The 22,734-nt window shown below is 49.4% G+C and carries 19 protein-coding genes; 14 read left to right on the top strand and 5 right to left on the bottom strand.

Features of this window, described 5'->3' with window-relative positions; all coding sequences use genetic code 11:
- Nucleotides 1-204 precede the first annotated feature (204 nt).
- The 8 genes from JRJ22_RS11190 (at nt 205) to JRJ22_RS11225 (ending at nt 10,913) form a co-directional block, all read left to right on the top strand.
- Nucleotides 205-1,218, top strand: a complete 1,014-nt coding sequence (locus tag JRJ22_RS11190; protein WP_206104516.1) for a substrate-binding domain-containing protein — start codon at nt 205-207, stop codon at nt 1,216-1,218.
- Complete coding sequence (locus tag JRJ22_RS11195) at nt 1,208-3,067, top strand: cache domain-containing sensor histidine kinase (protein WP_206104517.1); 1,860 nt, start codon at nt 1,208-1,210, stop codon at nt 3,065-3,067. Before JRJ22_RS11190 ends, JRJ22_RS11195 begins: the two co-directional genes overlap by 11 nt.
- Before the next feature lie 19 nt (nt 3,068-3,086).
- Complete coding sequence (locus JRJ22_RS11200) at nt 3,087-4,319, top strand: response regulator (RefSeq protein ID WP_206104518.1); 1,233 nt, start codon at nt 3,087-3,089, stop codon at nt 4,317-4,319.
- A 235-nt stretch (nt 4,320-4,554) separates the two neighbouring features.
- Nucleotides 4,555-5,640 carry a multiple monosaccharide ABC transporter substrate-binding protein gene (chvE, locus tag JRJ22_RS11205; RefSeq protein WP_206104519.1) on the top strand — a complete coding sequence of 362 codons (1,086 nt, stop codon included), beginning with the start codon at nt 4,555-4,557 and terminating at the stop codon, nt 5,638-5,640.
- A gap of 98 nt (nt 5,641-5,738) precedes the next feature.
- A complete protein-coding gene (gene mmsA, locus JRJ22_RS11210) occupies nt 5,739-7,268 on the top strand; it encodes a multiple monosaccharide ABC transporter ATP-binding protein (protein WP_206104520.1) in 1,530 nt (509 codons plus the stop codon).
- A 6-nt stretch (nt 7,269-7,274) separates the two neighbouring features.
- The gene (gene mmsB / locus JRJ22_RS11215) at nt 7,275-8,438 is read left to right on the top strand and encodes a multiple monosaccharide ABC transporter permease (protein WP_206104521.1); all 1,164 of its coding nucleotides are present in this window, start codon (nt 7,275-7,277) and stop codon (nt 8,436-8,438) included.
- 201 nt (nt 8,439-8,639) lie between these two features.
- Complete coding sequence (locus JRJ22_RS11220; protein WP_206104522.1) at nt 8,640-9,290, top strand: TraX family protein; 651 nt, start codon at nt 8,640-8,642, stop codon at nt 9,288-9,290.
- Nucleotides 9,291-9,398: 108 nt separating this feature from the next.
- Nucleotides 9,399-10,913: a copper amine oxidase N-terminal domain-containing protein gene (locus JRJ22_RS11225; RefSeq protein WP_206104523.1), complete on the top strand. Its 1,515-nt coding sequence runs from the start codon at nt 9,399-9,401 to the stop codon at nt 10,911-10,913.
- Nucleotides 10,914-11,025: 112 nt separating this feature from the next.
- Here JRJ22_RS11225 and JRJ22_RS11230 read toward each other — a convergent pair whose 3' ends face one another.
- A complete protein-coding gene (locus tag JRJ22_RS11230; RefSeq protein WP_206104524.1) occupies nt 11,026-12,462 on the bottom strand; it encodes a metallophosphoesterase in 1,437 nt (478 codons plus the stop codon).
- A 284-nt stretch (nt 12,463-12,746) separates the two neighbouring features.
- Here JRJ22_RS11230 and JRJ22_RS11235 point away from each other — a divergent pair, with 284 nt between their 5' ends.
- Together JRJ22_RS11235 and JRJ22_RS11240 are read left to right on the top strand one after the other, a co-directional pair.
- Nucleotides 12,747-13,331, top strand: coding sequence for a nitroreductase family protein (locus tag JRJ22_RS11235; protein WP_206105090.1), 585 nt, complete (start codon nt 12,747-12,749; stop codon nt 13,329-13,331).
- Nucleotides 13,332-13,406: 75 nt separating this feature from the next.
- Nucleotides 13,407-13,601: a DUF2188 domain-containing protein gene (locus JRJ22_RS11240; protein WP_206104525.1), complete on the top strand. Its 195-nt coding sequence runs from the start codon at nt 13,407-13,409 to the stop codon at nt 13,599-13,601.
- Nucleotides 13,602-13,674: 73 nt separating this feature from the next.
- On the opposite strand, the gene JRJ22_RS11245 is transcribed toward JRJ22_RS11240, so the two are convergent.
- Both JRJ22_RS11245 and JRJ22_RS11250 read right to left on the bottom strand, forming a co-directional pair.
- Nucleotides 13,675-14,880, bottom strand: a complete 1,206-nt coding sequence (locus JRJ22_RS11245; protein ID WP_206104526.1) for a peptidylprolyl isomerase — start codon at nt 14,878-14,880, stop codon at nt 13,675-13,677.
- Nucleotides 14,881-15,118: 238 nt separating this feature from the next.
- Nucleotides 15,119-15,454: a hypothetical protein gene (locus JRJ22_RS11250; protein WP_206104527.1), complete on the bottom strand. Its 336-nt coding sequence runs from the start codon at nt 15,452-15,454 to the stop codon at nt 15,119-15,121.
- A 222-nt stretch (nt 15,455-15,676) separates the two neighbouring features.
- Between JRJ22_RS11250 and JRJ22_RS11255 the strand changes: the two genes are divergently transcribed.
- Complete coding sequence (locus tag JRJ22_RS11255) at nt 15,677-16,783, top strand: lactonase family protein (RefSeq protein ID WP_206104528.1); 1,107 nt, start codon at nt 15,677-15,679, stop codon at nt 16,781-16,783.
- A gap of 154 nt (nt 16,784-16,937) precedes the next feature.
- On the opposite strand, the gene hfq is transcribed toward JRJ22_RS11255, so the two are convergent.
- Nucleotides 16,938-17,159 (bottom strand): RNA chaperone Hfq, encoded by a 222-nt coding sequence (gene hfq, locus JRJ22_RS11260; protein ID WP_108721988.1) that lies wholly within the window; start codon nt 17,157-17,159, stop codon nt 16,938-16,940.
- A gap of 150 nt (nt 17,160-17,309) precedes the next feature.
- Here hfq and JRJ22_RS11265 point away from each other — a divergent pair, with 150 nt between their 5' ends.
- Nucleotides 17,310-17,912, top strand: a complete 603-nt coding sequence (locus tag JRJ22_RS11265) for a phosphatase PAP2 family protein (RefSeq protein WP_232381108.1) — start codon at nt 17,310-17,312, stop codon at nt 17,910-17,912.
- Nucleotides 17,913-17,979: 67 nt separating this feature from the next.
- On the opposite strand, the gene JRJ22_RS11270 is transcribed toward JRJ22_RS11265, so the two are convergent.
- The gene (locus JRJ22_RS11270; protein WP_206104530.1) at nt 17,980-18,474 is read right to left on the bottom strand and encodes a hypothetical protein; all 495 of its coding nucleotides are present in this window, start codon (nt 18,472-18,474) and stop codon (nt 17,980-17,982) included.
- 334 nt (nt 18,475-18,808) lie between these two features.
- Here JRJ22_RS11270 and JRJ22_RS11275 point away from each other — a divergent pair, with 334 nt between their 5' ends.
- Both JRJ22_RS11275 and helD read left to right on the top strand, forming a co-directional pair.
- On the top strand, nt 18,809-19,840 hold the full coding sequence (locus JRJ22_RS11275; RefSeq protein ID WP_206104531.1) for an FUSC family protein: 1,032 nt from the start codon (nt 18,809-18,811) through the stop codon (nt 19,838-19,840).
- Between the two features lie 218 nt (nt 19,841-20,058).
- Complete coding sequence (gene helD / locus JRJ22_RS11280) at nt 20,059-22,416, top strand: RNA polymerase recycling motor HelD (protein ID WP_206104532.1); 2,358 nt, start codon at nt 20,059-20,061, stop codon at nt 22,414-22,416.
- The last annotated feature ends 318 nt before the right edge of the window (nt 22,417-22,734 follow it).

Below are 22,734 nucleotides of genomic sequence, written 5' to 3' on the forward strand. Positions count from 1 at the left end.
GTGAGGAGCTACTGTCGATCCTAAATCAGGGTTAGAAATTAAAGGGCTCACCATACAGGTGGGCCCTATTACTGCTGGCAAGTCGTAGCCCTAGTGGTTAATCATGACATGAATCCCACTTAAATTTCTATTTCCTTCCCCGGGTAAACAAGGTATTATGGCGGTAGCCATTTATCTTCCTCGGTTTTGAAAGGGGTTACATTTGTGAAAAAGCTGTGGCTGGTCTATGTGCTGCTCATCGGAATTTTCCTCATTTATGTACTGAATTATAAGCTGCAGGCAAACAGCACAGATGAATGGGAAACCGCAGGACTGCGCGGCAATATTGAAGATAAATATGTGATGGTGACCTTCCAGATTGGAATCGATTACTGGAAAAGTGTCCTCAAGGGTTTTGAGGATGCCGCGGAAGAGCTGAATGTATCGGTCGAATACCATGGCTCCACCCAGCATGATGCCAATGAGCAGATGACGGTGCTGGAGCAGATTATTGCCAAGAAGCCGGCCGGCATCGCCATATCGGCAGTAAATTCCAAGCTATTGACGGAGACGATTAATAAGGCGGTAGACAGCGGGATACCAGTTGTCTTATTTGATTCCGGTGCGCCGGACAGCAAGGCCTATTCATTTCTCGGTACTGATAACTACAATGCAGGGGTAGAGGCCGCGCGAAAAATGGCCGAGCTAACCGGAGGCAAAGGTGAAGTAGCGATTATTACAACGCCTGAACAGCATAATCATCAGGAGCGGACAGACGGGTTCAGTATGACCATCCGCAGTGAGTTTCCGGAGATGAAGGTGGCTGCCATCAAGGACGGGCGCGGAGATCAGGTGGCCTCCAGGGAAGCCGCGGAGCAGCTGCTCACAGCGTATCCGCAGCTGGATGGGATTTTTGCGACGGAGTCTAATGGCGGGATCGGGGTGGCAGAAGCCGTTGAGAAAATGCAGGGCAGCCGCTCCTTGCTCAAGATTATAAGCTTTGATACGGATAAAGGTACGCTGGATCTGGTCAAAGAAGGCAAAATCGCCGCAACGATGGCTCAAGGCACCTGGAATATGGGTTACTGGTCGCTGACAGAGCTATTCCGTTTACACCGGGATTTGCAGGAGGATGGCTCCTCTTATGACAATAATAAGCCGCTGCCGGTGCCGGACAAAGTAGATACCGGAATTGATGTGGTAACCCGGGCAAATGTGGACAACTATTATGCCAAGTAGGCTCTTAACGATAGAAAAACTGAAGCTGAACAACATGCCGATCAGGTATAAGCTGATTATCCATTTTCTGCTGATCAGCATCCTGCCGTCCATTGGACTTGGACTATTAATCGGCTGGACGGTAGACCGCAGAGTTGAAGAACAGAGCAGTGAGAATACGATGCAGCTGATCGGCAAGGTGAATACCGCACTGGAGAATGATGTGGAGAATCTTCAGAAGATCACTTATTTAATCTCCTTTGATCCGGGGGTTCAGGCCTTTTTGAAGGGAACGATGAAGGACGGGGCTGTGCCGGTCAAAACCGGTGTAAACGGGGAGTCGGCGGAATATAATATCCGCAAGTTTTTGCAGGGTTTCACTACGCTAAGCTCTGAAATCGCCGGAATCATGCTGGTGAACCAGGCAGGTGAGTTCATCAGCAACGAGATGTATACCCGGCCGGGGACCGAAGTGAAGAATGAAGCATGGTATCAAGCAGCGGCCGCCAATAAAGGAATCTTTAAAATGATCGGACATCCTTACGGCCGCGCAGTGATGTCTCATGCCGACTACAAAGAGAGCGAGGTCGTCTCAGCCGTCAGAGCAATTGTGGATCCTGATACCCAGGTGGTCCAGGGTGTTGTGCTGGTCGATCTAAAACTGCGGGTTATTGCAGAGACGGCAAGGGATGTAACACTGGGCAAAACCGGATATTTAACTGTAGTCGATGACAATGGTGAGCTCGTCTATGCGCCGCAGCATCCCTTTATGCAGTCGATACCGGCCGGACTCTTCAGCGAGACGTCAGGGATCACTTCCGAAACGATAAGCGGCCGAGATATCCAGCTGATTTACCGTACCTCGTCTTTTACCGGCTGGACGACAGTAGGCGTTTTTCCAATGGATGAATCGGCGTATGGTGTCCGGGAGATTACCTTTAATGTGGTTACCTTCGTATTTGTGGTCTGCATGCTGGGGATGACAGCATCGTTCTATTTGGCTTATTCAATCTCCCGCCCTATCGGGCAGCTCGCTTCCTTTATGAGTAAGGCGCAGTCAGGTGACCTCACTATCCGCTATTGGGGCAAACGCTCGGACGAAATCGGGATGCTTGGCCGCAGCTTTAATACAATGTTGGCCCAGATCAGCCGGCTGCTCACCCTGACAGAGCTTCAGGCGAGGCAGAAGCGGGAAGCGGAGCTGCGCAGTCTGCAGGCGCATATCAAGCCGCATTTTCTCTACAACACACTGGATACCATTCACTGGATGGCCCGCAGCAGAGACGCCGAGGATATTGCTGAGGTCGTACAGTCCTTATCCAAGCTATTCCGTCTGGGGCTCAGCAAGGGCAGCGATATTATCCCGCTCTCCGATGAGCTGGAGCATATTGTCAGTTATCTGAAAATCCAGCATACCCGCTACAACAGTAAGCTGTCTTATACCATAGAGTCGGAGCCGCAGTTCGGGGAGCTGTATGTGCTGAAATTACTTCTTCAGCCGATTGTAGAGAATGCAATCTATCACGGAATTAAGGAGCGGCGCGGTCCCGGGAATATCAGGATCTCTGTGGCTGAGCGAGGCGGTGACTTGTATTTGACAGTAGCTGACGACGGCGCCGGCATTCCGGCGGAGCGGCTTGCACAGCTGAGGAAACGTCTGGAAGACATAGGTACGGGAAGTATTGAAGCGGAGCAGCCAATATCTGAAAGCGCCGGAACCGGCTACGGCATCCTGAACGTGCAGGCACGGATCAGACTGACTTACGGAGCGCCATACGGCCTGAGTATTGACAGTGAACCGGGTGGCGGTACCCTTGTGACTGTCCGTCATCCCGTAGTCCGCAGCAGCTATCCTGAAGATCATAAATAAGGGAGGAAGCCATAGAGTTATGGATAAGTGGAAGGTACTAATCGCTGATGACGAAGATATTATCCGTGACGGGATCAGGCGCTGCGTAGACTGGGAGGCGCTCGGTCTGCAGGTTGCAGCAGAGGCTGAGGATGGGGAAGAGGCGCTTGAACTTGCGCTGCACCACTCCGTGCATATCGCACTTGTGGATCTGAACATGCCGATCATGCATGGGATGGAGTTAATGAAGCAGCTTAGAGAGCGGCTGCCCTTATGCAGAATTATTGTAATCACCGGGCATGATGAGTTTACCTATGCCCAGGAGTCGATCCGCCTGCAGGTGAATGATTATATTCTCAAGCCTGCAGATCCGGGGGCGCTGATGCAGGTGCTGCGCGGGGTGAGGGATGATCTGGAGGCGGAGCGCCGGCAAAGCGAGCATCTGCAGCAGGCCTCCAGGCAGATCCTGAAGAACTTTCCGCTGCTGCGCGAACGTTTCTGCCAGGAATGGCTGGACGGCAATCTCAGCCGGGAGGAAATCTGCGAGCAGCTGCAGTTCCTGAAGCTTCCGCAGGCCCCTCCTCAGCTGATCTCCATTATCCGCTGGCGGGGAGAAGTCCGCCAGCCCGCGATGAAGGAGAACGAGCGCCAGCTGTTTCTGTTTGCCATCGAGAATATCAGCACCGAGCTGCTGGAGCCTTACCCGAAGGTCATCTTCCGCGATGCTGCAGGTCTGATTGTAATCCTGCTCTGGGATGCCGGAGGCGAGCCGGTCCTGGCCGGCATTGAAGCAGCGGTGCGCAGCCATCTCAAAATTGCGGTCGAGGTGGGCATACAGCAGGCTGAAGCTGATATCACCAGCCTGCCTGCAGCCTACCGCAAATGCAGAGTGGCGCTGGCCAAGGAGCAGCCCTTATCGCCGCTGGTCCGCCGGGCCAGGCAGTATGTGCAGGAGCATTACACGGAATACGGTCTGACGCTGGAGTCGATGGCCGGTATCCTGCAAGCCTCCCCGGTGTATCTCAGCCGTCTGTTCAAGCAGGAGCTGGGCGAATCATTCGGAACTTATCTGACCCAAATCCGGATCCGTAAAGCTGCGCAACTGCTCCACTCCACAGATATGAGCATTAATGAGGTGGCAGAGCGGTCAGGCTATGAGACGCAGCACTATTTCAGTACAGCCTTTAAGAAACAAACCGGTGTTTCTCCCCTGCAATTCCGCAAAGGCGTGCTCCCGGAAGAAGGGGACAGCGGAGTGTCCGGGAACGGCTAAGCTCAGGCCCGGTTCAATGAAATACTTGTACACTCCTTCAATAAGCACATGCTGGCTATAAGCGGCATGTGCTTATTTGAGCTTCTATGAAAACGCAATCAATAAAGGTTTGTTTTTTATAAAAACAGTAGCTTCAGTGTAAATACGCCGCTATACACCGGTTGCTATACTCAACTTGTCGAACGGGAGGCACCCGCTTCGGACGAACAACAGACCAGTTCAGGGGGTATGCAGGATGAAGAAGGTTTCATTAATGATGTTGACGCTTGCTCTAATGCTGATGATGTCCGCTTGCAGTAACGGGAACGGCTCAGGCGGCTCAGAAGGAAAAGAAGGCAAAGTGGGTATCGCGATGCCTACGAAATCATCGGAGCGCTGGGTGAATGACGGCAACAACATGGTGAAGGAATTTGAAGCGCTGGGGTATGGGACAGACCTGCAATATGCGGAGGATGTTGTAGAGAATCAGGTGTCGCAGATTGAGAATATGATCACTAAAGGTGTGAAAGCGCTTGTCATTGCTTCAATCGATGGAGAGGCGCTGACTGATGTGCTGCAAAAAGCGCATGACGCAGGCGTAAAAGTTATTGCTTACGACCGGCTGATCAAAAAGAGTGAATATGTTGACTACTACGCTACCTTTGATAACTTCAAAGTCGGCGTGCTGCAGGGCTCTTACATTGAAGAAAAGCTGGGCTTGAAAGAAGGCAAAGGCCCCTTCAACATCGAGCTGTTCGGCGGCTCGCCGGATGACAACAATGCCTACTTCTTCTTCGATGGAGCGATGTCCATTCTGAAACCTTATATCGATTCCGGTAAGCTGGTTGTCCGCAGCAAACAGACCACGATGGAGCAGGTAGCTACACTGCGCTGGGATGGGGCCACTGCCCAGTCGCGCATGGATAACTTGCTGAGTGCCAATTATGCGAGCGATAACCTTGATGCCGTGCTCTCACCGTATGACGGCATCAGCATCGGTATCCTTTCTTCCCTGAAAGGCGTTGGTTACGGATCCGGGGACAAGAAGCTTCCGGTTGTTACTGGACAGGATGCCGAACTGGCCTCTGTGAAATCGATCCTCGCCGGAGAACAGACACAGACGGTCTTTAAAGACACCCGTGAGCTGGCCAAAAAAGCGGTACAGATGACCGAAAGCGTGCTGAAAGGTACGGAAGCGGAAGTCAATGACACAACTACCTATGATAACGGAGTCAAAATCGTCCCTTCCTACCTGCTGGAGCCGGTCTCTGTAGACGCAAGCAACGTGGATAAGGTGCTGGTGGAAGGCGGCTACTATACCAAAGATCAGCTGGGTCAATAACCGGCTGGAGCCTATTGGCGGCATGCGGCGGCAGTTCTCTCCTGAAACTCCGCCGTCATACCGCTGTACAGTAACAAGGAAAGCTGGGTGAAGGGCAGATGAGTGAGTATATTTTGGAGATGAAGAGCATCACGAAGACTTTTCCCGGGGTCAAAGCCCTCTCGAACGTGAACCTTAAGGTGAGGGCAGGCGAAATCCATGCACTCTGCGGGGAGAACGGGGCTGGGAAGTCCACGCTAATGAAGGTGCTCAGCGGAGTCTATCCGCATGGAACGTATGAAGGCGATATTCTGTTTGGCGGTGAGGTATGCCAGTTCAAGGATATCAAAGACAGTGAAAGACTGGGGATTGTCATTATTCATCAGGAGCTGGCGCTGATTCCGTATTTGTCGATTTCGGAGAATATCTTTCTCGGCAATGAAAGGGCAAATCGTGGGGTGATTAACTGGAGTGAGACAACGGTGAGGACGAAGGAGCTGCTGGAGACGGTTGGCCTTCAGGAATCACCGCTTACCCGGGTATCCACAATAGGTGTGGGGAAGCAGCAGCTGGTGGAGATTGCCAAAGCACTCTCTAAGGAAGTGAAGCTGCTTATACTCGACGAGCCGACAGCGGCGCTGAACGAGGATGACAGCGAGAATCTGCTGACCCTGATCCTTGAGCTGAAGAAGCGGGGAATCTCATCGATTATCATTTCACACAAATTGAACGAAATCGAGAAGGTAGCGGATTCGGTAACGATTTTACGGGACGGCCAAACCATCAAGACACTGGATATGAAGGTGGATGCGGTTACAGAGGATGTCATTATTAAAGGTATGGTCGGCCGGGATTTGACTAACCGTTATCCTGAGCGGACACCGGAACTCGGGGAGACCATCTTCGAAATCCGTAACTGGGAGGTATATCACCCTACGCAGGCTGAACGCAAAATGCTCGATCAGATCAATCTGCATATCCGCCGCGGGGAAGTCGTCGGTATTGCCGGTCTGATGGGCGCAGGCCGGACAGAGCTGGCGATGAGTGTATTCGGCAAATCCTACGGCAAGCGGATCAGCGGACAGCTGTACATGCATGGCGAAGAGGTCCATTTAAATAACATCAACCAAGCCATTGAAGGCGGACTGGCCTATGTAACGGAGGACCGCAAACAATATGGGCTGATCCTCATTGACGATATTAAACGCAATATTTCACTTAGCAGCCTGAAGAAGCTGTCCCGCCGGGGCGTAATCAATGAAAATGAGGAAGTGCTGGTGGCTGAGGAATACCGCAGGAAATTGAACATTAAGACACCTAGCATTTTGCAGAAAACAGTCAATCTAAGCGGCGGTAATCAACAAAAAGTGGTTCTCAGCAAATGGATCTATGCCCAGCCTGATGTGCTTATTCTGGATGAGCCGACCAGGGGGATCGATGTGGGTGCCAAATATGAAATCTACTCGATCATCAACGGATTGGCGGCAGAAGGAAGAGGCGTACTGGTGATCTCTTCCGAGCTCCCGGAGATTATCGGGATGTGCGACCGGATTTATACCATGTGCGAAGGACGGATTACGGGGGAAGTTGAACGGCAGGACGCCACGCAAGAGCTGCTGATGAAATATATGACACGAAGCAGGGGGTAGCACCATATGGGAGCAATCAGTGAAATTTTCAAAAAGAATATCCGCCAATACGGCATGATTATTGCCTTAATCTTTATTTCTGTCTTCTTTCAGATTCTGACGGACGGCATTCTGCTTAAGCCGCTTAACATCACGAACCTTATTTTGCAAAACAGCTATATTCTGGTGCTTGCTATCGGCATGGTGCTGGTTATCATCACCGGACATATCGATCTTTCCGTAGGGTCTGTTGCCGCCTTCATCGGGGCACTGTCAGCGATTATGATGGTGGATATGCAGATGAATCCTGTGCTTGCCGTCATCCTCTCCCTGCTGATGGGGGCGCTTGTCGGTGCCTGGCAGGGGTTCTGGGTTGCCTATATCAAAATCCCGGCGTTTATCGTTACTCTGGCAGGTATGCTGCTGTTCCGCGGGTTAACGATGATTGTACTGAACGGGCAGTCGATTGCCCCTTTTCCCAAAGCTTTTCAAAAAATCAGCTCCGGCTTCATCCCGGATCTCATCAGCGGAAGCTCACTGAATGTACTGACGCTGGCCGCAGGCATCATTCTTTCCGTCCTGATCGTCTATCAGGAATTCAGAACACGCAAAACCTCCGTGAAATACGGGTTTGAGCTTCCGCCGGTATGGATTCCCATTGCCAAAGCGGCTGCCTTGGTTGTCGTAATTAATCTGTTCACCTTCGTTCTTGCCCAATATAACGGGATTCCGAACATCCTTGTAATCCTGCTGGTACTGATTGCGATCTACTCCTTTGTCATGAACAACATGACGATGGGCCGTCATATCTATGCACTGGGCGGGAACGAGAAGGCAGCCAGCCTCTCCGGTGTGAAAACCAAACGGGTGACCTTCTGGGTATTCGTTAATATGGGCGTCCTGGCCGCATTGTCCGGTCTGGTCTTTGCAGCACGCCTTAACTCCGCAACACCGAAAGCGGGCACCAACTTTGAGCTGGATGCCATTGCAGCCTGCTTCATCGGAGGAGCATCGGCTTCGGGCGGAATCGGAACGGTGGTTGGGGCGATTATCGGCGGTCTGGTCATGGGCGTCATGAATAACGGAATGTCCCTGGTAGGTCTCGGTGTCGATTGGCAGCAGGGGATCAAAGGACTGGTGCTGCTGCTCGCGGTGGGCTTCGATATTTACAACAAGTCCAAGACAGCTTAGACGCGAAGTCTGATGTAATAGAACAAATGCTGAGCCGTTTTCCCGATCTGCCGGGGAACCGGCTTTTGTTTTTGGATATCCGGTGGAACAACTTGTGTTAATAGACGTATATCTTGTAGGATATGGATGCAGGCACAAATAATTGTCCATGCAATCATGTGAAGTCAGCTTTCACCTGATGAACTTTACAGGAGGCCGGAGATGCAGATTATTGCAATGCTGACAATGCTGATTGACCATATCGGCTATATTTTTTTCCCGGGAGAGCTTGGCTGGAGATACATTGGAAGGATTGCTTTTCCGATATACTGCTACGCGCTGGTGCAAGGGCATATACATACTAAATCAAGGCCCCGATATTTGCGGAGGCTGTTCCTGATTGCCTTAATTGCCCAGATTCCTTATAATTTAGCGCTGGACCCCGGCGGCTGGAATGTTGTTTTTACGCTGCTGCTGTCCGCCGTCGTACTGGTCATTCTGGATAAACTGCCGTCGCTCTGGCTTGGCATTCCGGTTGTACTGGCGGCAATTTTTCTGATGGATTATTTTCCGGTCGATTACAATGCCTATGGGCTCATTCTGGTACTATTTTTTCGTTATGCACGCTCCTACTGGCTGATTGCGGGACATTTTTTGCTAAATGGCTTCTATTTATTTTATAGCGGCTGGCTGGTCCAGTTGTTCAGCATTGTTCCTACAATATTCATTGCCTTAACACCAGGGGTATGGGGCTTTCTGGAGAAAAAAAGGCTGCCGCGCTGGGTGTGGTGGTCCTTTTATCCGGCTCATCTGGCGGTGCTGGCAGCAGTGAAGATTCTGACTTCCAAAGAATGGGTAACTATTGAGTGGTGAAGTCTGCTCACTTTATGATTTTTTTACATATCGGCCTTGCCACTTCAGGTCCTTCCTCATTTGAGTTGATGGATAGATTTAAACAATATTCGTAAAAGGAGTCTTGCTATGAGGAAAATGAAAGCACGAACAAAGTGGCTGATGCCGGTTCTGGCACTGCTGCTGATTCTGGCTGGTTGCCAAAGCGTTGGCGGTCTGGATGTCAATAAGGCACTGCTGGGGGGTCTGGATGTTAAGTCTTCGGAATCAAGTACAACCTTTGCATTAAATGTGGTTCCGGCAAGCGGAATAACCAGTGAAGACCGGGAAATAATCGACCTTATTAATTCTTTTTCAGTGAATATCGCTCATGTAAAGCTGCAGGATAACGGTAATGTTTCTGCTGCCGGATCGGTTACGTACAAACAATCCGTTGTGCCGTTTACCTTCTTTATGGATAAGGAAGCGGTTGTGTTCACTGCTGAAGGTGCGAAGCAACCGTTCTACTTCCCGCTGGAGAGCTATCAAGATTCCATGGGCATTGAAGGATTGGATCAGGCCAAAATCCAGGATATCTCCAAGCTCGTTACAGGGTTTGTCGTGAAGAATCTTCCGAACCCAGCCGCCATCAGTGCTTCTTCGGTAAGTGAAAACGTCTATGGCCAGCAGCTGAATCTGACTAAGCTACATACGGAGATCACAGGTGATGAGCTGCCTGCTTTAGTGAAGGGGTTCCTAAAATCAGTCTCCAAAGATACAGAAGGCTTTACTGCTTTGATCAGCGGCCTCTACGATTACCTGTATCCGGTTCTGACCGCAGCTGATGTTGATTCAGAGCTGAACGATCTTGGATTTGGTGAGATTCCGCTGAATGACAAAGAAGGTGTTGTAACCGTAGCCCATGATGCTGCTAAGCTGGCTGTGGATGCGCTGCTGCTTGTTTATGATAAACAGCTCGAAAGTCTTTATGAATCTACTCCTGAGCTGAAGACCGTTCTCAGCAAAGATACGAAGCTGCAGGTGGATTTATTCGTGGACAGCGGGCTGCACATCCGTAAGCAGAATGTTGATCTTAAGGTTGCACTTCCAGCCAGCGAAGATCTGCCGATCCAGAGCCTTTCGATAAAGATGGAAAGTCAGACCTGGAATGTGAATGGACCGGTTACAGCTGATCCGATCTCTACAGAAGGTGCACTGGATCTGTCTTCAGCAAATCTTACACCAGGTGAAACTCTTCGCAGCTTTGAAACGGGTTCTACTGTTTACAACCTGCTTAAAGATGATTTAGGCATTACGGCGAGAACCTTAGTCATTGCTCCGGATGATGAGTATTATTATCCGATTGTTGATAGAGGCACAACTTATGTTCCGCTGCGTTACGTGGCAGAAGACCTTGATGCAGCCGTGACATGGGATGGTGCAAACCGGGCGATTACAGTTACCGATGATGTCTACGGCGATAAGCTGGTGTTCAAAATCGGTTCCGATCAGGCGCTCATTAAAGGCGCTACTGTGAAGCTTCCACAGCCGGTATTCGTTGATGAATACGGCGATGCCTATGTGCCGCTCCGCATCCTTGCAGAGGCGCTGCATGCCAAAGTAGAGAAGGATGAGGAAGGTTATATTTATATTGACCGGCCGTAGTATAACTTATTACGTATAACACAAGAAGGCCGAAGCTCCTGAAATCAGGGCTCCGGCCTTTTTGGTATCTATTAGTTCCAATGGGATTTTACCTGGTACAGAGTCCAGGCTCCTATTGTGTGGTCAGAATCATTTCAAGTGATACCTTACTCACTTCCTGCGGCTCCAGCATGCTGTCAATATAGCCTGACATAAATCCTTCCTTTTGACTCTTCCATAACTTATAACCGGGCATAGCTTTGATCTCAGCGGCAGCGCTGGCGGCTTGACCGGCAAAATATTTCACATTCAGCTTAGACATCATTTCCGCCATGGCCTGTTTTTCCGTTTCCGTGAAGGGACTATCCTGCAGATTCTTTAATGCTTTGTTGTAAGACCCCCCGGCAAAGCTCTGCTCAGCATAAGCCTTAAAGTTTAACAGATTGGGGTCGGTAATTCCTTCCGCTGCGGCCCAGCCCTCAACATTAACAGATTGCGTATTATATCTGACTTTCCGGGAGAGCGGATCAAAGGTCATGGCACCATACTGATGCGGGTTGACGGCAAACGCACTTGTGGCAATATCATATACCGGCAGGGCGCCGGAGTCAGCTGTACTCTCTTGATCAGAGGCCGGATCGCGGCGGATATCCTGCATGTGGATATGACCGGATAACACCAGATTAAGGCCATCCTTGCGCAGTACTTCCATCGTTTCCTGACTGTTATTCAGCTTAAAGCCGGAAATAGGCATGGAGGTGTGGCTGAGCAGGTTATGGTGCATTACTGTAATGATGGAGGCATGCTGCTCAGCTGCCAGCTTCACACAGCCATCCATCCAGTCTAAAGTCTCAGGCAGAATCCGCCCGTCTGTCTGCGGAAATCCATATTTCTCATTGTTCCGGTATTGACTGCTGTCGATCATAAGCAGCCATAATCCGGGTGCAGCGCTGACAACATAACTCAGACTGTTCTGATCGCGCGAAATCGCCTCATCATATCCATAATCAGCATATAACGTTGTAAAGTCCCCATCGGTAATATGTCCGGTAACAATCTGCTGATCTCCCTTGAAGGATCTTGCCCAAGGATTGAACAGATCATGATTTCCGGGAATGACATAAACAGAGGTGCCCAGCTCCTCAATACGCTTCAGCTTGGCGGCCAGCTGCTTATGGCTGCTCGCTTCACCGTTGTTCGTCAGATCGCCGCTCAGGATCAGAAATTTAGGTTTCTGCTGCTGTACATCATACACCAATGCTTCCATCAGCTCATCGCTGTAAGGCAGCATTTTGCCATCTCCGCCGGATACATAGCTTTGAAAGGCAGCACCGCCGTCCTGCAGTGCTTTATCAAGATAATGGGTGTCGGTAGCTACCCAGAAGGAAACAGGCTGTTTATAGTCCTTAGGATTTGAGGAAGCAGCGGCTGTGGAAGCTTCAATGGAGACTGTTGACGATATTGTGTCCCGGCACCCTCCCAGAAGCGATGCAGAGATAATCAGTATAGATAAAGTGAAAAGCGGTGTTTTTTTTAGCGGAAAAAGCGCTTTTTGCGGTGATGATTTCATATTTTATGACCTTCCTTCAGCAAATTGGCTGAATTATTGTAGCTTACCAGCAGCTACATTGTATATCGGAAAATAGGAGGTGTTTCGAAAATGGTCTATGTGATTATAGAAATTAGTGGAAGGTGAATAAATCACCAGAATACAGCGACAATAAGTGTGGGGATTCCGTGTGATATTAGGAAAAAGCTGTGAAATAGTTGTTGTCTTATCGGAATTAAAGTGTTATGATATAAAAAAGTAAGTTACTAATATAATGGAGGTAGTTATTTTATGTCAAAACATTCCTGGAAGCTGTTGAAGCAAGACGTTCCGTATACGCCATCAGCAAAGAATCCCCGGTTTCCGATGCACAAATCAAGGATATTGTTGAAGCGGCGGTATTACATAGCCCGACTTCATTTAACTCCCAAAGCTCCAGAGCTGTTGTTCTTTTGGGGGAACAGCACGACAAGCTGTGGGATATAACAGCAGAAACGCTGCGTAAGATTGTACCTACTGAGCAATTCGAAGGTACAGCACAAAAATTGTCTTCGTTCAAAGCCGGCTACGGCTCAGTATTGTTCTTCGAAGACCAGACAGTCGTGAAGAGTCTCCAAGAGAATTTTGCGCTGTATGCAGATAATTTCCCGATTTGGTCTAACCAATCCTCCGGTATTCTGCAGTTTGTCGTGTGGACGGCATTTGCTGAAGCAGGTCTGGGCGCTTCCCTCCAGCACTACAACCCGCTGATTGACGACGAAGTAAAAGCAACGTTCGGAATTCCGGCAGAGTGGAAGCTGATTGCCCAAATGCCATTCGGCAAGACGGTTACCCCTCCAGGGGAAAAAGAATTCCAGCCGATTGAAGAACGTGTAAAAGTGTTGAAATAAGCACATCACAGAAATGTTTAGAACCTCCTTGATCAGGCTAAGTATAACTATAACCTGATCAAGGAGGTTTTTGTTATGCCTTGGAACAAAGATGATTATCCGGACTCGCTGAAGAATTTCATGGCTCCCGTGCGCAACAAGGCGATTGAAATCGCCAATGCACTTTTGGAGGACGGCTATGATGAAGGGCGGGCGATCTCCATTGCTACGGCACAGGCCAAGGAATGGGGCGAGAATCACGATAAACAAATCCGCAAGAAAAACACATAATAGGATAATAATCTGATTGTAAGCGCAGCAAACAGGCCCGGCGGAATCCGCCGGGCCTGTTTGCTGCGCTTAATTATTTAGTAGCCGGAGCTTCCGTTGCTGCTGCTTCTGCGCTAGCCTCAGGGGAAGCAGATGCTTCCGCTTTATCAGTTAGCGTGTTAGTGATTTTAGCTTTGGCCGTCAGATCCTGGAGCCAAGTGGAAGACATTTCGGAAACCTTCTGGGAAATCAGCGTCTTTTTGATGTCGTCTTTCTTTTCTTCCAGCGTATATTCTTTTGCTTCTTTGCGGTCAGTCACTTTAATAACGTGGTAACCGTATTCGGTCTTCACAGCACCACTGGTTTCTCCGACCTTAAGCTTAAAGGCGGCATCCGAGAACTCGGCAACCATGTCTCCTTTTTTGAAGAAGTCGAGATCTCCGCCCTTATCTTTCGATCCGGTATCCGAGGATTTCTCTTTAGCCAGAGTAGCGAAATCGGCACCGTCTTTAAGCTGTTGAACGATAGCGTCGGCTTCTTCCTTGGTTTTAACAAGGATGTGGGAAGCGCGAACTTCTTCTTCCTGGTTGAAGGTAGCTTTATTTTCTGTATAGTATTTTGAGATATCTTCATCCGTAATCTTAACCTGCGGTTCAAGCAGCTTGCGGATCTCGACCTGCAGTGGCATTTGCTTCTTAAGATCATCAAGTGTCATCGAGCTTTGAGCCAATGCGGAGTTCAGTGCCTCTTCACCGCCGAACTGGGTCTTCAAATCTTCAATCTCCGTATTGATATCTTCATCGGTAACGGTGATGTTGGCTTTCTTGGCTTCCTGATCTACGAGTGTAGTGGTGATCAGATTTTGGAGGGTTGATTCACCACCGGCTTCAACGAGTTTATCATACAGCTGTGCCTTGGTAATATCCGTCCCATTCACGGAAGCTACCGCTGTACTGCTGTCATCTTTTTGGAATGGCGGTTTGATTAGGACAATAATCAGTGCTGCAGCGAGCACGATGGAAGCGATCATCCATCCTTTGCCGCCTTTGGAAGCAGGGGAAGGAGGAGGAGTGCTGCCGCCAACTTTGCTCATTACAGGAACAGTTTCAGTAACGCCGGCTGGTGCAGCGATATGTGCCGGTTTGTGTGCGGCTTCTTCTGAAGCAGTAACTTCTTCTACAGGAGCAGGTACTGCTTCTGCGTCGAGTGAATCTTCATTGTTGTTTACGGAAGCGTTAACCTCTTCCGGTGTACTGCTGGTACTTTGTTGCTCATTGCCTTCAAATTCTTTTTTGTCCATTATAAGTAATGACTCCCTTCGATATAGGTGATGCCTGTCTTTCTACAACTTTACCAGAAATCATGATTCCAAACCTTAAGAAAGTATAAAAAAGCACATTTTCTTTTTAAGTTTTCATTAATATAAAGGAAAAAGCCGGAGAAGCATGGGATCCCCACGCACCTCCGGCTTAGTTGTAGAAGTTAAAAGAATGCATAAGAGGAACTGATTAAGCGTTCTTATGCTCAACTTCAAATGCTTAAGAAGTAAGCCCTTTCAGCAAATGGCGTATGCTTTCCTGTTTCCGTCTGGGTACACGGACATTTTTGGCGTAGAGGCCCTTTTCTCCGAAATAGATACAGTCGTCTTCAATTGCGCTGATCTTATTCAGATTTACGTAGCAACCCCCGTAGACATGATAATAACTGGGATTCGACAATAAGCGGTTCAGTTGCTCGGCAGTCATTCTCTTTTTAATGTTATAGTTTCTGCCGTGAAAGATGACCAAATCATGGTCTCCGACCTTAAAGAACAGAATGTCTGTTTCCACCTCGAAGTCCTCATATACGTTTCTGGCTTCCAGCAGGCTGCTCATTCGTGTTCCCCCTTTATACAAAATAAAAGACAGATGTTAGCGCTTTCATTATAGCATATTTCTTTTCTCTTGAGAAGTCTTATTTTTGAAATGTTTTTTGTCATTTTTTCCGTTGCATTTGTCATAGACGCAGAAAAATTGTAAATTATAAAGATGGCTGCTGAATTAAAGACGGCTGGTATGCATAAACACCGGATGGACTAATGGAGGAGGAATACCGAGATGAATGAGCATTCAAAGCTGTTATTGTTTACCGGCTCCTACGCGAGTGCGGCGGAAAATGGAGTGCAGGTGTATGAATTTAACGGAGAAGCCGGGGGCACGTTAGACCTGTTGGATAGTGTACAAGGCATTATTAACCCTACCTTTGTTAACGTGGACGCTGCGAATCATCGTTTATATGCAATTGGGGAGAAGGCGAATGGTGAAGGCGGCAAAGAAGGCGAGATAGTCTCCTTCGCGATTGATCCGCAGACCGGTAAGCTGACCGAATTGAACCGGATTCCCACGATGCCAGCTCTCGGAGCAGGACAAACCACAACTTGCCATATTAACAGGGATGCAGATAGTGAATATATGGTTGTCTGCAGTTATCACGGCGGCCTGGTTGGCTTAATCAGCGTGGATGAGAACGGCCAGCCCTTGCAGCTCATAGATACTGCTGTACATACCGGTAAAGGAACCGTCCCCGGTCAGGAAAAGCCGCATCCGCATTCGGCTATCTTCAGTCTGGATGAACGGTACCTGTTCGTTTCCGACCTTGGTCTTGATCTGATCCGATCATACCGCATTAACCGGGATCAGAATACCCTTGAGGCTCATGGCGAAACTAAGGTACAGCCTGGCGCAGGTCCGCGGCATTTTGTCTTCCACCCGGACGGCAAATCGGCTTATGTTATTAACGAATTGAACAGCACAGTCACTTCGTTCCTCTATGACATCGAGGAAGGAACGTTGCAGACTGCAGTTACTCTTTCTACACTGCCTCAAGATTTCCCGGCGGCAAAGAATAGCTGCGCTGAGATCGCATTCTCGAAGGACGGATGTTTCTTATACGGCTCCAACCGTGGTCATGACAGTATTGTAGTCTATGCTGTGAATCCGGATACGGCAGCATTGACCCTGGTGGAGCATGTGTCCACTCGAGGCGGGCATCCGCGTCACTTCACTGTGACCCCAGACGGAGAATACTTAATCGTTGCCAACCGCGACGAAAATAACCTGGTGGTGTTCTCAATGGATACAGCCAGCGGCCGGCTGAGCTTTACCGGCAATACTGCTGAGCTGTCCAAGCCTGTTTGTGTGAAGCCGGCTGTATTCCCTGTCTAGGAGAATTATAGCGATTATTGGGAGCGGCCATTTATTCCGGCTGAACAACGGCAAAAGGAACACCGGACGGGTTAGCTCCGGTGTTCCTTTTGAATTAGTGCTGCTATGTTCGTTTGTCGGATTGAAGAAGCTGAAATGATAAGGGAAGAGTAGCTTATTTAAGCGAGACGGGCTTTAACGGCACGATTGTCGAGACCGCAGATTTGAACAAAACGTTCTGTCTGCCATCACCCTGGCCCTGCAGAGTAATTGTATAAGCGTCATATGAGGTAACGAGTCCCTGCATCTTGACCCCATTGGTTGTAAAAATCGTCACGGGCACCTTTGTTGAAATACACTGGTTCAACAAACGTTCCTGTAATTTTAGACTTTCCACTTGGCAGCACTCCATCTTTTATGAATTGACTTCCGGGTTCATTATAACACGAGAACCCCTATCCCAGGAAATGACTTCCCAGTCTACAAAATAAACAAGGGGGTAGTTATGCTTTATTATCGGAACTGGTCTAGAGGGGGCCGCTTGTTCTTGGGGTTTCTGCTGGGCTTTACTGTCATTGCCGTACTAGTGATGTTCGACCGGACCGCTTCCTTTGATAACTTCATCACACGTAATGTACAGTCAGCAGAGTCGCCAGTACTTACTGTGATAGCCAAAAACCTGTCCCTGATAGGTTCGACTTGGTTTGTTGTTGTCCTATCACTGGTGACTATAACACTGCTGTTCCTAGTGCTTAAACACCGCATGGAACTGATCCTGTTTGTCTGGGTTGCACTAGGCTCGCAGCTTCTAAATACATTGTTCAAGCTGTGGTTCCGCCGCGAGCGGCCTACCATTCACCGCCTGATCGAACAGGAAGGTTTCAGCTTTCCCAGCGGGCATTCCATGGCGGCTTTTTCCTTGTACGGGGCTGTTGCCTATTTGCTCTGGCGTCATATGCGGTATAGAGCGCAGAGGATTCTGCTAATTCTGTTTACTGTCTTGATGACAGCCGGCATTGGCTGGAGCCGGGTTTATCTGGGTGTCCACTATCCCAGCGATGTTATCGGGGGGTACGCTGCCAGCGGGGCTTGGCTGATGTTGTCTATCGCAGGTTTCGAGGCATACCGGAGCAGAAGGCGGCGGAAATAAACTTGGCCGTACCAAAAAATACGGATACCAGCGGCTAGCTTTGCTAAGGTATCCGTATTATAATGCATTACTTGGTCTTGAGCGGCTGCTCTGACGGTTTGCCTTTATGGGCATTTGTGGCATTACTGATGCTAAGCTTCAGAAGCGCGGGAAGACCCGCCTTCAGCTTTTTGACTTCATCCTTTGTGAGCTGGCCGTCCTGTATGGACTCATCCAGTTTCTGGCTTGCCGCGTCGCTCAGCTTCTGTATATATTGATCTTCGCTCCAGCCCTTTTTTTCCTTTGCCAGGCTGTAAAGGGATTGTCCGCTCTTCAGGCTGTTCATCAGCTCAGCGCGGTCCATATCCAGCAGTTTGGCGGTTTCACTCAGGATAAAAGGTCCTCCTGCCCTGAATCCCCGCGCGTGATGCGGATGCGACGGCTGTTCTTGACCGGATTGAACACTGTCCGCTGATGGTACGGGCGTGCTGCCGGAAGAATTCTCTGCAAATACAGCTGCCGGTGTCAGGCTTAGCATGACGGCTGCCGCAAATGCAGTCATTCTTTTAATGCTGCTATTCATGGGGTCACCTCTCGGGTATGTGATGGTACTGCCGTAATCAGTATTCCCGGGAAGCTGAAAGAATTCTGAAAGCCAGCTTAAGACTTTCTAAAATTCGTCTTCCTGCTTCATGGGTAATTACATTTGTACTCTATTAGAGATTGACCGAAGCTTCCGAGGATATACATAAAAGGTGTGAACATAACTTAAAGCGTATGCTTCCGAAGCGAGTTTTGCCGAAGTACTTCAAATGGAGTCTATGCTATACAAAACTTTAGGCATATGCTTCCGAAGCGAGTTTTGTCGAAGAATCTCAGTGGAGTCTATGCTATACAAAACTTTAGGAGGGATGGATTTGGCTTTTGGCGCCCGCATACTAAAAACAGGAATGGCAGTTACCCTTGCCCTCTATTTATCCGCTCTGCTGAATTTCACTTCTCCTGTCGGTGCGGCGATTGCTGCAATTTTTGCCATGCAGCCGTCAATCTACCGTTCATGGCGTTATTTCCTGGACCAGATTCAGACGAGTACCATGGGCGCTGTGCTGGCGCTGCTTGGGGGTATGCTGCTGTCCAATGAACCGATAGCGGTCGGACTTGTATGTATCCTGGTCATTATGATAAGTATGAAGATGAACCGTGCCGATACCATCGGCCTGACTCTGGTTACGGTCATTTCGGTGATGGAGGCTTCCGGACAGTGGGAGTTTGCGCTGACCCGGTTTTTGCTTACACTGACGGGGATTGTCTCTGCATTTATCATCAATATCAGTGTATTTCCGCCGAAGCCGCGCAAGCAGTATATCCAGCAGATCGAAACCGTGTTTACCGGACTTTCGCTGCTGCTGCGGACTGCAGTTTCGCATGAGATGAAGGAGAGTGTATTTCGGGATGAGAAGAATGCGCTCGAGGGCTCGATAAAAGCGCTGGCTGACAAATATGCTTTATTTGAGGAAGAGCAGAAGCAGCTGCGCCGGGCCAAATACAGCCAGACCAGACAGATGGTGGTGTATAAGAATCTGCTGCATTCTTTGCAAAAAGGGTTTGAAGTGCTGGAAGCGGTAGACCGGCATTATTTCCAGGCAGAGCGGACGGAGCGGACGGATGAGCTGTTTGACAGGCATTTAGAGCAGCTGATCAAATACCATGAGTATATTCTGCTTAAGTTCGAAGATAAGCTGAAGCCGGGTGCTAATGACTCAGAGCCGCTCGGAGACGACAATGACAGTTTTCTGAATGCGGCGATTCAGGGGTATGATCCTGAGAAATCGGGACAATTACGCTTGTCAGTTGTGGCAGCGGCGATTTATGATTATGGATACCAGCTCGAACGTCTCGACAAACTGGCGGATCAGATCAACCGGCAGAATGGGGATGAGAAAGAATAATTGCACAAGCAAAAAATCCGGCCCCAGGGGCCGGATCATATACATAGTATAAAAAACATCCTAGAGAACGTCACGAAGCACTATTCGACTTGAAAAAGTGCAACGAAGTTGTTAGAATATAAGGATATCGAAAGATGATAATATTTAGACATAGATAGTCAATTTAATTATAACACGCACGAATTGTAATGTCAACCTTCCAAAGGGGATGAAATGCATTGGAGAAACATGATAGCGAGTGGCAGGCGGAACAGGAGAGGGTAACGGGAATTACAAAGCTGCTTACTTCCCGTATCCGGCAATTATCGGAGGAGCTTGGTCTTCATCGTAGCGATGTGGTAGATATGCGCAAAGATTTCTGGGAAGAGGTTACCGTGAACTTCAGCAGCCCGGATGATCTGGGTGAAACTTCTACAAGCCTGCGGCAGCAGGCGCAAATTCTGAATGAACGGGAGCGCCATCACCTGCAGTCCAGCAAAGCGCTTAAGAAATATAAGAAGCTGGTGGTCTCTCCGTATTTCGGACGGATTGATTTCTCTGAGAGCGGAGATAGCGGGGCAGAGAAAATCTATCTCGGAATCGGATCTTTAATGGAGGATAACGGCACATTCCTGATCTATGACTGGCGGGCGCCGATTTCCAGCTTGTATTACGACGGCGCCCCCGGTCCCGCAGCTTATGAGACACCGGGCGGCCTGGTGAACGGCACCATGGAGCTAAAACGCCAGTTTGTAATCGACAACGGCATCATTGAGGTAATGTTTGATACAGGGATGACCATCGGTGATGAATTGCTCCAGCAGGTGCTCAGCCACAGTGCGGATGACCGGATGAAGAGTATTGTCGCAACGATTCAAAAAGAGCAGAATGCCGTAATCCGTAATGACCGGAGCCGGATGCTGGTGGTTCAAGGGGCGGCCGGAAGCGGCAAAACATCAGCAGCGCTGCAACGAGTCGCTTATCTGCTCTACAAGTACCGTGAGGTGCTGCAGGCGGATCAGATGCTTCTGTTCTCACCGAATCCGTTGTTTAACAGCTATGTATCCACAGTTCTCCCTGAGCTTGGCGAAGAAAATATGCAGCAGACTACATTCCAGATGTATCTGGAACACCGGCTGGGCCAGGAATTCCAGCTGGAGGATGTGTTCAGCCAGACGGAGAGCCTGCTCAACGCGCCGGATGGTCCGGCTGCGGCTGTGCGCCGTGAAGGGATTGGCTATAAATCCTCTGTTGCTTTTCTGGATGCTATCCGGCGTTATGTGAATCTGCTGGAACATGAGGGCATGAAGTTTAAACCGCTGATGTTCCAGGGAAGGGCAGTTGTCAGCAAAGAAGAGATGGAACGGCAGTTTTATGCTTATGATTCTAATATTAAGCTGGCGAACCGGATCGACCTTATGACAGGCTGGCTGCTCAAAAAAATAGCCGCCTTCAGTGTGGAAGAGCGCAGTGCCTCCTGGGTGGAAGATCAGATAGAAGTGCTTGATTCCAGCGATTATCAGCGTGCTTATCAGATGACACGGCGCAAAGGCGGCGGACATGACAACAGCTTTGATGATTTTGATACCGAAAAGAGCATGCTGGCCCGCTACATTGTCAGTCAGCGCCTGAAGCCGCTCCGTGTTTGGACCAAACGTGGACGTTTCGTTGATGTAAAGGGGCTGTACAGCAGGCTGTTTACCGACCGTCAGTTAATTGACAGTCTGAATGGCGAAAGCGTTTTGCCGGAGGCATGGGCTGAAATCTGTGCAATGACGCTGGATACCCTCGCTGCCGGAGAGCTTGCTTATGAAGATGCGACTCCATTTCTCTACCTGAAGGAACTCAGCCAAGGCTTCCGGACGAATACGTTGATCCGCCACGTGATTGTCGATGAAGTACAGGATTACTCCCCGTTCCAGCTGGAGTTCATGCGCCGGCTGTTCCCGCGGGCCAAGATGACGGTTCTCGGCGATTTAAACCAGGCGATCTATGCCCAGGGAGAAGTGCTGGGTGACTTGGCCGGCCTGGTGAGTATTTACGGTGAGGAAAATACGGAGGTCATCTCCCTGACCCGCAGCTACCGCTCGACCTACGAGATTGTTGAGTTTACGCGGGCGATGATTCCGGGCGGGGAACGGATCGTTCCCTTTAACCGCCGTGGGGAGACACCATCCCTAACTGTAGTGAACACTGAGTCTGAGCTGCTGGCTTCAGTGGAGCAGGATGTGCTGAATCTGCATGCTGCCGGTTATCATTATGTGGCGGTCATCTGCAAAACAGCAGAGGAGAGCGCAGATGTGCATGCCAAGCTTCAGAACAGGCTTCCGGTCAGACTGGTTACCAAGGAGACCCCTAATTTTCAGAAGGGCACATTGGTTCTCCCGGCTTATCTGGCCAAAGGAGTTGAGTTCGATGCGGTTATTATTTACGACGGTTCGGACCATAAATACAGCAGAGAAAATGAACGCAAATTGTTCTATACAGCCTGCACCCGCGCAATGCATCTGCTTCATATCTACAGTCTGGGGCAGCTTAGCCGCTTTTTGCCTGCTGCAGCCCGTGAGTCTGTGACTGCAGCCTCGCTGAAGAGCTGATTCGCCGTACCTGGCTGTTATAATAAAGGGCCTGTCCCAAAAGTAGATTTTCTACGAGCAGAGACTGATCCTTCTCCTTTTAAAGCCGCAAAAAAGTCAAAAGAGCAGCCATTCTCCCGTCACTGGAGAATGGCTGCTCTATGTTTTTGGTCATTCGCAGCTTGCTTCAATAGATTGTGGGCAAGCGAAAGTCAACCGACCTCAAGCGTCACCTTTTCGATGCCCGAAGCAGGATTGCGGATGCAGGCTACGGCAGCGGAAAACTATGCATATCTGGAAGTCATGCGGTCGTAAAATATGGCAGCTACCACAAAGAAA

The sequence above is a fragment of the Paenibacillus tianjinensis genome, assembly GCF_017086365.1.
Taxonomy (GTDB): Bacteria; Bacillota; Bacilli; order Paenibacillales; family Paenibacillaceae; genus Paenibacillus_AQ; species Paenibacillus_AQ tianjinensis.

Coding starts and splice junctions, on each gene's coding strand:
- JRJ22_RS11270 (WP_206104530.1), bottom strand. CDS start 18,474: ATGAATAGCAGCATTAAAAGAATGACTGCATTTGCGGCAGCCGTCATG.
- JRJ22_RS11240 (WP_206104525.1), top strand. CDS start 13,407: ATGCCTTGGAACAAAGATGATTATCCGGACTCGCTGAAGAATTTCATG.
- mmsB (WP_206104521.1), top strand. CDS start 7,275: ATGGGAGCAATCAGTGAAATTTTCAAAAAGAATATCCGCCAATACGGC.
- JRJ22_RS11200 (WP_206104518.1), top strand. CDS start 3,087: ATGGATAAGTGGAAGGTACTAATCGCTGATGACGAAGATATTATCCGT.
- JRJ22_RS11220 (WP_206104522.1), top strand. CDS start 8,640: ATGCAGATTATTGCAATGCTGACAATGCTGATTGACCATATCGGCTAT.
- JRJ22_RS11255 (WP_206104528.1), top strand. CDS start 15,677: ATGAATGAGCATTCAAAGCTGTTATTGTTTACCGGCTCCTACGCGAGT.
- JRJ22_RS11245 (WP_206104526.1), bottom strand. CDS start 14,880: ATGGACAAAAAAGAATTTGAAGGCAATGAGCAACAAAGTACCAGCAGT.
- chvE (WP_206104519.1), top strand. CDS start 4,555: ATGAAGAAGGTTTCATTAATGATGTTGACGCTTGCTCTAATGCTGATG.
- JRJ22_RS11250 (WP_206104527.1), bottom strand. CDS start 15,454: ATGAGCAGCCTGCTGGAAGCCAGAAACGTATATGAGGACTTCGAGGTG.
- JRJ22_RS11195 (WP_206104517.1), top strand. CDS start 1,208: ATGCCAAGTAGGCTCTTAACGATAGAAAAACTGAAGCTGAACAACATG.
- JRJ22_RS11230 (WP_206104524.1), bottom strand. CDS start 12,462: ATGAAATCATCACCGCAAAAAGCGCTTTTTCCGCTAAAAAAAACACCG.
- mmsA (WP_206104520.1), top strand. CDS start 5,739: ATGAGTGAGTATATTTTGGAGATGAAGAGCATCACGAAGACTTTTCCC.
- JRJ22_RS11225 (WP_206104523.1), top strand. CDS start 9,399: ATGAGGAAAATGAAAGCACGAACAAAGTGGCTGATGCCGGTTCTGGCA.